This window comes from Sphingobacterium haloxyli (genome assembly GCF_002980525.1).
Taxonomy (GTDB): Bacteria; Bacteroidota; Bacteroidia; order Sphingobacteriales; family Sphingobacteriaceae; genus Sphingobacterium; species Sphingobacterium haloxyli.
This window is the reverse complement of sequence record NZ_PVBQ01000008.1, coordinates 1-13,396: the sequence shown is the minus strand read 5'-3', so window position 1 is coordinate 13,396 and position 13,396 is coordinate 1. Positions and strand designations below refer to the sequence as shown.

Sequence of the window (13,396 nt, the reverse complement as noted above, 5' to 3'; positions counted from 1 at the left end):
CAATTGATATGACCAACCTTTTCCCTAACTTTGATTATGCATATTCAGAACCTGCTTACCCAACAGTTTGTGTGGCAACCGACCCAACAACAGCAGGAATCATTTATACTTTTGGAAGATTTTTTAAGCGCGTTTAGTCCGACAACTTGCTTTATTTTAAAGGGTTACGCCGGGACAGGAAAGACAACCATCATTAGCGCTCTAGTGAAGATTTTACCTGTGTTACAAAAGAAAACAGTCTTACTGGCACCTACCGGACGTGCTGCAAAAGTGATGCGTCATTATTCCGGTAAAAAAGCATTGACTATACATAAGAAGATATATCGGAAAAAATCTGCCGCCACCTTGGAGTTAGACTTTACGCTAGCAGAGAATCCGCATGAAGACACTTTATTTATTATCGATGAGTCCTCTATGATTTCTGATTCAAGGGACCAATTCTTATCCAGAAGTTTACTGGATGACTTGATCCGATATGTACAGTCTGGCGGAAATTGTTGCCTCATGTTCGTTGGAGATACAGCACAACTTCCACCAGTCGGTATGTTGGAAAGCCCCGCCTTAGACCCGAACTACCTCGAGACGAATTATAACTTAGAGGTCTTTCGTTACGAACTTAAGGAAGTCGTACGACAACAGAAGGCTTCGGGTATACTCTACAATGCAACAAAAGTACGCGACGATATTGATTTGGAAAAGCAAGAAGCTAATCTTGCATTTCCACAATTCCACACCAAGGGGTTTACAGACATCTTCCGGATGAACGGTGATAAGCTCCTTGAAGGCTTGCATTACAGCTATGACCGCTTTGATATAGCGAATACCATCGTGATATGCCGTTCTAACAAATCTGCAAATTTATATAACCAACATATCCGAAATCAAATTCTCTTTCGCGACGAAGAAATTACTGGCGGAGACTTGCTCATGGTTGTACGCAACAATTACTATTGGCTGCAGCAACATGACGAGAAAAACACGGGATTCATCGCCAATGGCGATTTAGCGAAAGTACAGAAAGTAAGTAATATACACGATCAACATGGTTTTCGCTTTGCCGATATATCCTTGGAATTAATAGATGATGATGAGCTGGAGCCGATTGTATGTCGCGTCCTGCTCGATAGTCTACATGTAGATGCACCAAACATGCCATATGAACAACAACAGCAACTGTACGAGTCAATTGCGCTGGATTATGTGGACATTCCTGCCAGAAAGGACCGACTGGATGCTATCAAAAAAGATCCTTATTATAATGCCCTGCAAATTAAATTCGCTTACGCTATTACCTGTCATAAGGCGCAGGGAGGGCAATGGCCTTGTGTATTTGTGGACCAGGGATATTTGAACGATGAAATGCTAAATACGGAATTTCTACGTTGGTTATACACCGCCGTCACTCGCGCCACCGAGCAGTTGTTTTTGGTTAATTTTAACCCTAAATTTTATGGCGAATAACGATTTTGACCCTACACTCGTTAATTTTCTAAAAATAGATATTAGGCAATATCAGGCGAAAATATTTAGTCTGGACTTTATTCATCGCCATGGTTTTACCGAGCAAAGCTTGTTAGCATACTCGTATCATCCCGATAATCAGGTTTCTTTTCGGGCGTCATGGCTGCTGGAGCATGTTTGCATGCAACAGCCAAAGCTCATTTCGCAAATATATGATTCTTTTATAGGAGGATTGCCCAAACAAAAACACTGGGGAACCATCCGGAGCTATACTAAAATAGCGATGTTAGCTACTAACAGAAAGACGACGATAATCCGCACCGTCGAACAAGAAGAAGTCCTGATCGAACAATGTTTTCAATGGTTAATCGACCCAGAATGTCCAGTAGCCGTTGTCGTCAACTGTCTGGATATACTGTTCAACCTGCGTCATAGAAATCCTTGGATAGAAAATGAATTGAAAGCGCAGATCCAACATCTGCTCAAAAAGCCGACGCCAGCATTAGCTAGCAGGGCAAAAAGGATATTGAAAAAGATGGGTTAAAACAGTGTATTCCCTTTATGGAAAGTATTTTTTCCCAGGTGTTTAAATGCTAGTTCGGTACATTCCCGCCCACGAGAAGTACGCATGAGATAACCTTCTTGTATTAAGAAAGGTTCATATACTTCTTCAATCGTCCCTTCATCTTCACCGACTGCAGTAGCAATTGTTTTCAATCCGACAGGACCGCCTTTGAATTTCTCGATGATCGTCGCTAAGATTCGATTATCCATTTCGTCCAAACCGTTTTCATCTACGTTCAAGGCATTCAATGCATACTGTGCAATAGCTTTATCAATAGATCCATTCCCTTTAATTTGTGCGAAATCCCTGGTTCTGCGTAGTAAAGCATTGGCAATACGAGGTGTTCCCCTGCTTCTCCGTGCAATCTCATAAGCCCCCTCTTCCGTAATTGGCGTATTTAAGATATGAGCCGACCTTAACACAATTGTAGTTAATAGTTTAGCATCATAATATTGAAGCCTTGAATTAATTCCAAAACGGGCACGTAGTGGAGCAGTTAACAGCCCTGATCGGGTCGTAGCACCGATAAGGGTAAAGGGGTTTAATGAAATTTGAACGGATCGCGCATTAGGTCCTGTCTCCAACATAATATCTATCTTGAAGTCTTCCATTGCCGAATACAGGTATTCTTCAACTAATGGGCTTAAGCGGTGAATTTCATCGATGAACAACACATCTCCTTCTTCCAAATTGGTCAAGAGTCCTGCTAAATCACCTGGTTTATCCAATACCGGACCTGATGTGATTTTAATATTCACGCCCATTTCGTTGGCGATAATATAGGATAACGTCGTCTTGCCTAAGCCGGGAGGTCCGTGTAACAGTACGTGGTCTAGCGCTTCGCTACGAAGTTTGGCAGCTTTTACAAAAATAGATAGGTTTTCTAGAATTTTCTCCTGCCCCGTAAAATCTTCAAAAACCTGCGGTCGTAAAGCCCTCTCTATATCCCTATCGACAGGATTTAGCTTTTCTGGATTCGGGTCAAGATATTCATTCATACTTGTGCGAAGTTAACTAATTATATTTCTTAAACCAACTCCCTACTTTTAACTGGATAACTCCGAAAAATGCTTCTCTAAAAATCCGCGTACTCATTTTAGAAACTCCGTGCGTGCGATCGGTGAATATAATTGGTATCTCGACTACTTTGAAGCCATATCGAATGGCTGTAAACTTCATTTCAATCTGGAATGCATAACCAATAAACCTGATTTTATCAAGTGGAATCGTTTCCAGCACCCGTCTTGAAAAGCAGACGAATCCGGCCGTGGCATCTTGGATATCAATCCGCATGATAAACCGCACATAGGCCGATGCAAAATACGACATTAATACACGGCTCATGGGCCAATTCACGACATTGACTCCTTTGATATAACGGGATCCTATTGCCATGTCGGCACCCTCCAAACACGCTTGTCGTAGACGGATCAAATCCTCGGGATTATGGCTAAAATCAGCATCCATCTCGAAAATATGAGCGTAATGGCGTTGCAAAGCCCATCGGAATCCATGGATATAAGCTGTCCCCAATCCCAACTTTCCAACTCGCTCCTCTATAAACAGTCGCTGAGGATATTCCTGCTGTAAAGTCTTTACAATATTTGCAGTGCCGTCCGGAGAACCATCGTCAACGACCAAAATATCAAACGGAATAGACAGGGAAAATACCTTTCGAATGATTTTCTCTATATTTTCTTTTTCGTTATATGTCGGAATAATAACTAAACTGTCTACCACGTTTGATGAAGTATTATTAGGTGCTTTTCTTAATCAATACCATGTGTCATTTTCCGTAACTTGCTGCTAAAGATCAACAACAACAAAGCTGCTGCGATTGGAATGGATGCAACGATATAAAAGAATATTGACATGGAATACTCCTCAGAAATCCTGTCAATATAGGATCCGGTCATGCCAGCAATAAAATTCGCGATAGCTGAGGCAGTAAACCAAAGCCCGAAAAGCAATCCCACAAATTTCTTGGGTGACAGCTTACTAATATACGACAATCCTACCGGTGATAAACATAGTTCACCCGTCGTATGAAAGAAATAGGCAAGTATCAACCACACCATACTGACCGAAGCCGTTGTTGCTCCCGCGGGAATGGAACTGGCTCCGAAAGCCAGAGCGACAAAACCTACACCTACAAGCAGCAGTCCCAAGGCGAATTTAACAGCACCAGAAGGGTTCCACATTTTCTCCCACATTTTACTGAAAGAAGAAGCTAACGTGATGATGAAGAAGGAATTTAAAATTTGAAACCAGGAAACGGTCACTTCCGTTTGATCAGCACTGAATTCGCGGTATACCTTCCAAATACCCAACCCCCAGATAATAGCGAAAGATAACGCGGTAAATAAGATCGTCAAAGGATAAGTGGGGGCAATTTTTTTCGCTAGGCCGTACAAGACCCAGGTAACAATCATGATTGGAAAAATAGTCAGGGCTGCATCGACCCATTTAAAAGTTAGTCCAGCATTTCCGTCCAAAACCCGTTGTGTGTAGTCTTTGGCAAATATCGACATGGAGCCGCCGGCCTGTTCAAAAGCAAAGAAGAAAAACACACTGGCCAACATCAGGATTCCCGCAACGATAAGTCGATCACGAACAACATGTTTGGGTGTTTCCTCTTCCGTAGCCTTCTCTACGTGCTCTTGGGGCTTATGCGTTGTATCGGGCTTCTCTCCTATGACACCAAATATCTTTTGTGCAAAAAAGAATTGCAACATACCAAAGAACATAAATACACCTGCCAGTCCGAAGCCATAATGCCAGCCAATCTTCTCGCCGATATAGCCACATAGCAACATGCCCAGGAAAGCTCCTGCATTGATACCCATATAAAAAATGGTGTACCCCGCGTCTTTCTTTGTACTCGTATTGGGATATAACTGGCCCACCATGGAGGAGATATTGGGTTTAAACAAGCCGTTACCAAGGATCATTAAAACTAATCCCAAGTAAAAAAAGCTGTCTCCAAACCCTTCGAAGGCCATGGACAAGTGCCCCAAGGTCATGATTAAGGCCCCGAGTAGAATTGCTTTCCGATAGCCTGTAAGCTTGTCCGCGATCATTCCCCCGATCAAAGGTGTGAGGTATACTAGACCTGTGTACCAGGCATAAAGTTGCATGGCTTCTGCATTTGTCCATCCCCAGCCACCTTTGACAATTTCCGTTATGAGGAACACCGTCAATAGGGCGCGCATACCGTAATAGCTAAAACGTTCCCACATTTCGGTAAAAAACAGGACAAATAAACTTGCGGGATGCCCCATCACCATTTTGTTGTCAATGCCCTGCTTGGTAAGGTGATTTACCAGGACTTCGTCTTCTTTTTGTTGAATCATCTTTTTAAGTTATAGTCATCAAAACCAAAATCATCTAGATGCGTTTTTCCTAATTGATTTTGGTAACTTCGCTACAAAGAAAATAAAAATTCTAGCTTTTTCCGTTATCTCCATTTTTAATTTTGTAAAATTTCAATTACGGCTTACTGAAAAAATATAAAAAATGCATTAGCAACACGGGTAATTTATAACGTCTTAAATCGCTCCAGCAATTTTTTGGTGGCTAAAATACCTTCTACCTCCGGGAGTGTCTTACCTTCGTATTCAATTCCGACATAGCCTTTAAAGCCCGACTCTTTCACAATTTTCATCATACGATGATAATCGATGCCCGTTTCATTACCATTTACATCGAAATCATGCGACTTAGCACTGACACCTTTGGCATATGGCATTAAATCCTGTACACCTTGATAACGGTCGTATTCATAGAAGTTACCAAAGTCCGGTAAACTTCCGCAGTTCTTTTTATCTACCGCTTTCAATACGCCCGATAACCAATCTCCGTGCGACGAAATGCCACCGTGGTTTTCAACAATAACGTTTATTTTCGCCTTGCTGCCGTAGTCCGCCAACGCGCCTAAACTCTCCACGACGCGTTGTGCAACCTCCTCCGGTGTTCCCTTTCCGGCTGCGTTTACTCGAATAGATTTACAGTCTAAAAAAGCAGCGGCATCTACCCACTTATAGTGGTTCTCTACCGCTTGGAGGCGCTTGGTGTTATCTTCGTCGCCTAGATTCCCCTCGCCATCGATCATAATCATCACATTTTTAACACCGTTGTCTTTGGCTCTATTGTTTAGGTCTTTCAAATAGGCCATATCCTTCGCTTTATCTTTAAAGAATTGATTTACATACTCTACGCCGTATATATTGAGCTTTTTCGCCGCAAATTCGGGAAAATCAATATTTTTCAGATCCCCAGCAAATAGTGTTTTGTGAAGAGACCACTGTGCTAACGAAATCTCAAACCATGGTTTTGTCGCTGCAAATACATCTAAAGAAGGTGCTACCGCTACCCCTGCTGCTGCTAGACCTAAGTTTTTTAAAAATGTTCTTCTTGAGTTCATGGATTATTAGGTTTTGTTAAATATTTGCCCATCCAGACGTCAACACATCTGCAATATGTTTCGTCTTGATTGGTAGTTGATGTTTATCAATATATCCTTGTAGTTGTAATAAACAAGAGCTATCTGTCGAAATAATATAGTCAGCTTTTACGGCCATCGCATTTTGTATTTTTTGTTCGGCCATCGCCGCCGATATGCCTTCAAATTTTACGGCAAAAGTTCCACCGAACCCACAACATGTCTGCTGATCGCGCATTGGGATAACCTCGAGCCCCCCTACTTGCGTTAATAGCTGCCGAGGTTCATCTTTAATTTTGCACTCCCGTAACGCTGAACAAGAATCATGGTAGACTGCGGTTCCCACTAATTCCGCTCCAAAATAATCTTTTTTAAGCACATTTACCAAAAAGTCGCTCAATTCATAGATGTTTGACTGGATATTACGACAGCGATTATGCACCGTAGAATTCGTAAATAAATCATCATAACCGTTCTTTATCATACCCGTGCACGAAGCCGATGGCGACACAATAAAACAATCTTCAGCAAAATCATCAAGGAATTTAAGTCCGATTTGTTTGGCCTCGTCCCAAAACCCAGCGTTATAGGCGGGCTGTCCACAACAGGTTTGCTTGGGGTTATAAACTACATCACATCCTGCCTTTTGCAACAATTTAATGGTACTAAATGCAGTCTCAGGATAAATTTGATCTATAAAACAAGGGATAAATAGCTCTACCTTCATATTGTCATAGCCTTATTGAATCGTAGTAAACGAAAGAGCAAACCACATCCAATGATAAAAAATATAGAAAGAAATAATGCCGAATAACGTATATTATGTGTAAACTGCTCGATCAATCCAAAAGAAAACAATCCTAACACGACAGCCAGTTTTTCTGTGACATCATAGAAACTAAAGAACGACGTCGTATCTTTCGTGTTTTCCGGTAGGAATTTAGAATAAGTAGATCTCGATAAGGACTGAATGCCGCCCATCACTAACCCAACCAAACAAGCTAAAACATAAAATTCGATTTCTGTTTTTATGATAAACGCCGATACACACACAACTATCCATACCAATACGACAGCGATTAGAACCTTAATATTACCAAACCTTTTCGAAAGCTTGGACATTAGAAAAGCCCCCAATATGGCGACGAGCTGAATTAACAATATGGTGATGATCAGTTTAGAGGTCTCCAGCTGAAGTTCTTTTGCACCAAAAGCAGCAGCTACGATCATTACTGTTTGCACACCGGCAGAATAGAAAAAATAAGCTGGCAAAAAACGGCGAATACGTTGCATTTTCTTTATACGCCGCATCACGATACGAAACTCTATTATTACGGTACGAAAGACCTTCTTAGAAGCGCGGATCGTTGATTTTTGATTATTAGGAAGTGCTACGAACGGGATGATGGAAAATCCTGCCCACCATATACCTACGAGCAAGAACGATAATCGCGGACCAAAAGATGGCTCTGTTATACCAAACCATTCGGGTTTTAAAATAAACACCAGACAGATGAGCTGTAATGTAACACACCCTACATAACCGTACGCAAAACCCTGTGCACTCACACTATCTTGTTTATCTATCGTGGCTATTTCTGGCAAATAGGAATTGTTAAATAATACACCGCCTATGTACCCCATTGCAGCCAATCCAAACAATATTACCCCTAATTCAAGGGTCTCCAAACGAAAAAAGAAAAGCCCCATGCAGGCTATCGCTCCAAAATAGGTAAAAAACATCATCATTGTCTTCTTTCTTCCTTGTACGTCGGCATAGGAGGAGAGAAAGGGCAATAGAAACGCCATGAAGAGATAAGAGAATGCCAAAGCAAAATTGGTAAGAGCAGTATTGATTACCTTAAATCCGAAAAAATGGACAATATCACCATTTTCTGCTGTCTGTGTAATGGCTGTATAATAAGCCGGAAAAATGGTCGATGTGATAACCAGATTGTAAGCAGAGTTCGCCCAATCAAACATCGACCAAGAGCGAATCAAGCGTTTGTCGTTTTTTTCAATAACACGCATAAATAATAGCGAAGATAGTAAAAAAATAGTGATTGATGATCTAATAGTTCTCTCGGACAAAGGTCATAATACGGGCGACCTCTTTACGTACCGGAGCAGCTGAGCCTAAAAAATTATTATTGAGAAAAGAGAAAGCCAAGGTTCGTCCCCCACGCGTATAGATATACCCGCTTTGGCAATGTACACTTTTTATTGTACCCGTTTTAGCCCACACAAACGGCAACCCACCATCCAATCGGTAGGTTGTCTTCAGGGTCCCCTCTTTCCCCCCGGCGGCAAATAAATATCGAAGTTTGTTCTCTTCGGGCACCGATTGCGCTATCATTAACAGGAGTTCCACCACGCTTCTCGCGGTAACTTTATTGTAAGGTGATAAGCCACTGCCGTCGTATAGATCTATTTTATCCGTGAAATAAGCATAGTAAGTAGCTTCCATGTCTTTTCTTAAACGATCAGTATTAAATTCTCCATATTTATTCATTGCCGCGGTCATCATCAACTGTTCTGCCAAAAAATTATCGCTGATCAACATCATTTCTCGTAATATATCTTTTGTAGCGACAGAAAATAAAGTATCTACTTTCGTAGGTTTGGGATATTGAATTAATTCTACCTGTTTTTGTAGGGTGTCCTGCAATAGCTGTACGAACAGTTCATCGGAATATTTAAAAGGTTTATGAACCAGATAGTTGTCTGGAATTCGCGCACTACTAATAAGGAAAATATTCTCGTCAAATTTTCGGCGAATTCTGAAGCGGTTCGATTCTGCGAAGGCTTGTTTTTCAACCGCAAATTGGAAGCGCTGCGGAAAAACCGTTAGTCTATTCCCAGTACTTTTAAAAGTAACGACATTGCCGTAAATTGGAAATGGCGTTATTTCAGGTTGGTAATACGCATCGTAATCCTCCATTGCCCACCCTTTACGATAAAATGGCTCTTCTGTCCGCACCTCTCCTACGTAAAATAACTTTTTATCCGTTGCTGATAGAAAGTTATACACGATACCAGCACCCAACTTTGGATGTAGAAAAGTGGGATCACCCGTCCCCCAAAAGAGCAAAGAATCTCCCTTTTCTATATAATGAATCGCCGGTATCGAATCGCCAATATGCTTAAGTACGGCGAACAAGGTAAATATTTTTGTATTGGAAGCCGGTGTATAATGCTTATCTTCATTTAATCCCAACAGAAACCGATTCTGCTCGATATCATAGAGACTGAAACTGAAAAAGTGATTTTTTAATATAGGTGATCGATCGAGTTCCCTCTGTATTAGGTTGATATCTTGTGAACTCACAATGGAAGACCAAAAGGATAAGACGATTACAGAAAACAGAAATTTATTCATAAGGAAAAAGCAGTCAAATTTACTTAACGTCCTAGCACGTACTTAATACCGCCTATTAAGTGCTTCTGAAAGTAAACTTCATCATAGGATTCCTCGGTATGTCCAAGCGCGGTATAGAATGAGCGCCCACCATCAAATTCTCTAAACCAGGCAATCGGATGAAACTTACCCATTGTTCCGCCTTCGTAACTTTGCTCATCTAAAGTCATAAGAATATGCAATCCCGGCTGTATATTTTTAAAATCATACCATTCGTCTTTATGCCACCAAACGTCTTGCAAATGTTCCGTGGCGGCATGTGTGCGGTCAACGACTTCAATTTTCGCTTCTTGCACTGGAGGATGCTGAGTAAAATAGCCTCCTACCAATTCACCATACCAAGGCCATTCAAATTCGGTATCAGAAGCGGCGTGAACACCCATATACCCCTTTCCCAAGCGGATGAAGTTTTGAAAAGCGACTTTCTGTTGCTCATTTAATACACTACCTGATGTATTTAAAAATATAACTGCAGCAAATTGACGTAAGCTGTCGGTCGAAAAATAGTTTGCATCTTCCGAATGGACAGGAATTATTTTTTCGGCCTTAAGCAGCTTTGTAACTGTTTCCACTCCTTTAGGAATGCTTTTGTGTCGATAACCTGTTGTTTTCGTAAAAATCAATATACGCTCCTGACCGTATCCCAAAAACAACTGTCCTACAAAAATCAATCCCATTAGCAAGCAAACATATTTCATAACGATTCTCTATTTCTGTAAAAATCTAAGCTTTCTAAAATCAGTTCTTCTTCCGCATAGATATTGTAATCACATTTACCGATCTCGGAAAGCAAGGCAAAACCCAATTTCTTCTCTTCGTTCTTTTTATCATTTTGCATCAGCCTGATAACTTCCGGATATATATCCTCCGAAAAGGAATACCGTTGGAACCTACTATCAAATGCTTGTGCTATTTCAGACAAATCTGCTGTCGGAAGACCGTTGATCCTGTGCGCGATATAGGCCTCGCAAATCATACCTAACGCTATTGCTTCGCCATGTAAAAGTGGGTCAGCGTCGTGAGCCAGAGAGTATCCCTCTATCGCGTGTCCAATGGTGTGCCCGAAGTTCAAGATTTTCCGCATACCTTTTTCAGTCGGATCTTGCGTAATAACTTCGTTCTTAATTGCCACTGAACGAAAAATGACATCATCTAAATCATCTGTTTTCAGATTGACTCCTTTAGCCTTTATAAACAAGTCCTTATCATGGATCAAGCCGTGTTTAATAACTTCGGCAAAACCAGAACGCATTTGACGTTCATCCAACGTTGAAAGAAATTGACCGCTAATAAAGACTGCTTGAGGCTGGGTAAACGTCCCTACTATATTTTTCACGTTGTCTAAATCTATTCCAGTTTTCCCTCCCACCGATGCGTCTACCTGAGAGAGTAGCGTCGTTGGAATCTGGATAAAATCTATTCCCCTTTTATAAGTAGAGGCAGCAAACCCGCCCATATCCGTCACCACGCCTCCTCCAAGATTTATCATAAGCGCTTTTCGATCTGCGCCAAAGTCGAGCATGGTTTTCCAGACACCAATACAGAAATCAATATTTTTATTTTCTTCCCCGGGATCTACTTCAATAATGTCGTAATCCGTTATCTCTGAAAGCGCCGACTGCAATATAGGCAAACAATAGTCGTTCGTATTTCGGTCAACCAACACCAATATTTGGGAATAGTTTCGTGAAGTAACAAACGCTTCTAAAGATTCAAGATTTTTTTCGAAAAATATCTGATAACCAAGACTGGCAAGCTGTTTTGTCATGTATGATGATGTTTGAAATAAATTATTGCACTAAATTAAACAATTTTTACTTGCTGACCATCAAATTCGATGATGTCTCCCACTTTTACCTTTAATCTTTTTCGATAATCTACTTGGCCATTGTATTTTACCAATCCCTCTTCTACCACGAATTGGGCCATGGCACCGTGTTCTACCCAATTCATGACTTTTAGCAATTGAATTAATTGAATATAATCCCCTTTTAATATAAAATTTTGCATATCCCTATTTCTACTATTTTCAACAGTTTCGTAAAGATAGGCGTTATCATACTAAGTGGTAAATAATATGAGTAAAAAAAAGGATAATTATCGTTAACTATAAAAGCTTATCTGCTGCCGAAAAGGAACAAATAGATGAAAATAATTATTTAATTTTGACCGTTAATATTTTACACGTATGATATCTGCCAATAACTTGGTTAAACTGGATTTTAACAACACTGAAATTGCATTCCGGAATAAATCCGACAAAGACCTCGAAAAAGCATACTGGCTTTTTAAAATGGTTTCAAGCAATGCGCTTATCAAAATCGGCACACCGTTGACTAATTTTGCGCTCAAAATAGGACTTCCCATACAGGGAATTATCCGAAATACCATTTACAAACAATTTTGTGGGGGTGAGTCTATTGAAGATTGTGACCAAGCAATCGCGGAGCTTGGACAAGCAAAGGTCACGACTATTCTCGACTACTCCGTAGAAGGAAAAGGAGCTGAAGGAAGCTTCGACGCCAATTGCGAAGAAATCCTGCGGACGGTGGCATACACCAATCGCAATAAGCACACTTCGTTCTGTGTATTTAAGCCGACAGGTCTGGGTCGCTTTGACTTATTTGCCAAAATGGATGCTGGTGAACACTTATCGTCGGATGAGAAAGCGGAGTTTGACCGAATCTACAAACGTATCGACCGAATCTGCAAAGCATGCTACGACGCGGGGCATAGGGTATTGATTGATGCGGAACATTCCTGGGTACAAGACACTATCGATGATGTGGCGCGGGAAATGATGGAAAAGTACAACAAGGATAGCGTTACCGTTTATAACACATATCAGTTGTACCGTCACGACAAATGGGCCTCATTACAGGCCGACTTCGCTTATGCCCAAAACCAAAACTTCTACTTAGGCGCAAAGATCGTACGCGGCGCCTATATGGAGATAGAACGTGCACGAGCGGCGGAAAAAGGTTATCCCTCACCTATACAACCTAATAAGGAAGCTTGTGATCGAGATTACAATCTGGCGATCCACTTTTGTTTGGAACATATCAATCGCATTGGATTGGTAGCTGGTACGCATAATGAAGAAAGTTCTCGGTTACTGGCGGAAGAAATGATCCAACGTGGTATTTCCGCCCGAAATGAGCATATTTTCTTTTCCCAATTGCTCGGCATGTCGGACAACTTATCGTTTAACCTTGCAGAAGCTGGTTACAATGTCGCAAAATACATGCCCTACGGTCCTGTAAAAGCAGTTATGCCTTATTTATTCCGTCGGGCACAAGAAAATACTTCTGTCGGCGGACAAACTAACCGTGAACTGGAGTTGATCCAGAAAGAAAAGGAACGGAGACGACGTCTAAAATCATAAAAAGGAGGCTGTCTCAAAAGTAATTTTTGAGCAGCCTTTTTTTATTTTCTACTATTCTCCACATTATTTCTATTTTTTGTTGATATTTTATTCATCTATCCTGTTGTATATCAGCGTTCTGATCCC

13 protein-coding genes are annotated in these 13,396 nt (G+C 41.0%); 3 read left to right on the top strand and 10 right to left on the bottom strand.

Annotated features, from left to right (window positions below; genetic code table 11):
* Positions 1–36 precede the first annotated feature (36 nt).
* Together C5745_RS11435 and C5745_RS11430 are read left to right on the top strand one after the other, a co-directional pair.
* Positions 37–1,461, top strand: a complete 1,425-nt coding sequence (locus C5745_RS11435) for an ATP-dependent DNA helicase (RefSeq protein WP_105717148.1) — start codon at positions 37–39, stop codon at positions 1,459–1,461.
* The gene (locus C5745_RS11430) at positions 1,451–2,005 is read left to right on the top strand and encodes a hypothetical protein (protein WP_105717147.1); all 555 of its coding nucleotides are present in this window, start codon (positions 1,451–1,453) and stop codon (positions 2,003–2,005) included. The genes C5745_RS11435 and C5745_RS11430 overlap by 11 nt, the downstream gene beginning before the upstream one ends.
* On the opposite strand, the gene ruvB is transcribed toward C5745_RS11430, so the two are convergent.
* The 10 genes from ruvB to C5745_RS11380 all read right to left on the bottom strand — a co-directional run bounded on the left by ruvB (position 2,002) and on the right by C5745_RS11380 (position 11,895).
* Positions 2,002–3,024: a Holliday junction branch migration DNA helicase RuvB gene (ruvB, locus tag C5745_RS11425; RefSeq protein WP_105717146.1), complete on the bottom strand. Its 1,023-nt coding sequence runs from the start codon at positions 3,022–3,024 to the stop codon at positions 2,002–2,004. The two genes, C5745_RS11430 and ruvB, sit on opposite strands and share 4 nt — an antisense overlap.
* A 16-nt stretch (positions 3,025–3,040) precedes the next feature.
* A complete protein-coding gene (locus tag C5745_RS11420) occupies positions 3,041–3,766 on the bottom strand; it encodes a polyprenol monophosphomannose synthase (RefSeq protein WP_105717145.1) in 726 nt (241 codons plus the stop codon).
* Positions 3,767–3,795: 29 nt separating this feature from the next.
* Positions 3,796–5,379, bottom strand: coding sequence for a peptide MFS transporter (locus tag C5745_RS11415; RefSeq protein ID WP_105717144.1), 1,584 nt, complete (start codon positions 5,377–5,379; stop codon positions 3,796–3,798).
* 185 nt (positions 5,380–5,564) lie between these two features.
* Positions 5,565–6,449, bottom strand: coding sequence for a sugar phosphate isomerase/epimerase family protein (locus C5745_RS11410; RefSeq protein WP_105717143.1), 885 nt, complete (start codon positions 6,447–6,449; stop codon positions 5,565–5,567).
* 16 nt (positions 6,450–6,465) lie between these two features.
* Positions 6,466–7,194: a (Fe-S)-binding protein gene (locus tag C5745_RS11405; protein ID WP_105717142.1), complete on the bottom strand. Its 729-nt coding sequence runs from the start codon at positions 7,192–7,194 to the stop codon at positions 6,466–6,468.
* On the bottom strand, positions 7,191–8,498 hold the full coding sequence (locus C5745_RS11400; protein ID WP_105717141.1) for an MFS transporter: 1,308 nt from the start codon (positions 8,496–8,498) through the stop codon (positions 7,191–7,193). Before C5745_RS11400 ends, C5745_RS11405 begins: the two co-directional genes overlap by 4 nt.
* 40 nt (positions 8,499–8,538) lie before the next feature.
* Entirely contained in the window at positions 8,539–9,846 is a 1,308-nt protein-coding gene (locus C5745_RS11395; RefSeq protein WP_105717140.1) for a D-alanyl-D-alanine carboxypeptidase, read from the bottom strand.
* 23 nt (positions 9,847–9,869) lie between these two features.
* Positions 9,870–10,583: a ThuA domain-containing protein gene (locus tag C5745_RS11390; protein WP_105717139.1), complete on the bottom strand. Its 714-nt coding sequence runs from the start codon at positions 10,581–10,583 to the stop codon at positions 9,870–9,872.
* The gene (gene aroB / locus C5745_RS11385) at positions 10,580–11,653 is read right to left on the bottom strand and encodes a 3-dehydroquinate synthase (RefSeq protein WP_105717138.1); all 1,074 of its coding nucleotides are present in this window, start codon (positions 11,651–11,653) and stop codon (positions 10,580–10,582) included. The genes C5745_RS11390 and aroB overlap by 4 nt, the downstream gene beginning before the upstream one ends.
* A gap of 35 nt (positions 11,654–11,688) precedes the next feature.
* The gene (locus tag C5745_RS11380; RefSeq protein WP_105717137.1) at positions 11,689–11,895 is read right to left on the bottom strand and encodes an RNA-binding S4 domain-containing protein; all 207 of its coding nucleotides are present in this window, start codon (positions 11,893–11,895) and stop codon (positions 11,689–11,691) included.
* 178 nt (positions 11,896–12,073) lie between these two features.
* Between C5745_RS11380 and C5745_RS11375 the strand changes: the two genes are divergently transcribed.
* On the top strand, positions 12,074–13,270 hold the full coding sequence (locus C5745_RS11375) for a proline dehydrogenase family protein (protein ID WP_105717136.1): 1,197 nt from the start codon (positions 12,074–12,076) through the stop codon (positions 13,268–13,270).
* Positions 13,271–13,396 lie beyond the last annotated feature (126 nt).

Bases quoted from the DNA above. Each gene is read 5' to 3' on its own strand.
- C5745_RS11435 (WP_105717148.1), top strand. From the start codon at position 37: ATGCATATTCAGAACCTGCTTACCCAACAGTTTGTGTGGCAACCGACC.
- C5745_RS11430 (WP_105717147.1), top strand. From the start codon at position 1,451: ATGGCGAATAACGATTTTGACCCTACACTCGTTAATTTTCTAAAAATA.
- ruvB (WP_105717146.1), bottom strand. From the start codon at position 3,024: ATGAATGAATATCTTGACCCGAATCCAGAAAAGCTAAATCCTGTCGAT.
- C5745_RS11415 (WP_105717144.1), bottom strand. From the start codon at position 5,379: ATGATTCAACAAAAAGAAGACGAAGTCCTGGTAAATCACCTTACCAAG.
- C5745_RS11410 (WP_105717143.1), bottom strand. From the start codon at position 6,449: ATGAACTCAAGAAGAACATTTTTAAAAAACTTAGGTCTAGCAGCAGCA.
- C5745_RS11405 (WP_105717142.1), bottom strand. From the start codon at position 7,194: ATGAAGGTAGAGCTATTTATCCCTTGTTTTATAGATCAAATTTATCCT.
- C5745_RS11400 (WP_105717141.1), bottom strand. From the start codon at position 8,498: ATGCGTGTTATTGAAAAAAACGACAAACGCTTGATTCGCTCTTGGTCG.
- C5745_RS11395 (WP_105717140.1), bottom strand. From the start codon at position 9,846: ATGAATAAATTTCTGTTTTCTGTAATCGTCTTATCCTTTTGGTCTTCC.
- C5745_RS11390 (WP_105717139.1), bottom strand. From the start codon at position 10,583: ATGAAATATGTTTGCTTGCTAATGGGATTGATTTTTGTAGGACAGTTG.
- aroB (WP_105717138.1), bottom strand. From the start codon at position 11,653: ATGACAAAACAGCTTGCCAGTCTTGGTTATCAGATATTTTTCGAAAAA.
- C5745_RS11380 (WP_105717137.1), bottom strand. From the start codon at position 11,895: ATGCAAAATTTTATATTAAAAGGGGATTATATTCAATTAATTCAATTG.
- C5745_RS11375 (WP_105717136.1), top strand. From the start codon at position 12,074: ATGATATCTGCCAATAACTTGGTTAAACTGGATTTTAACAACACTGAA.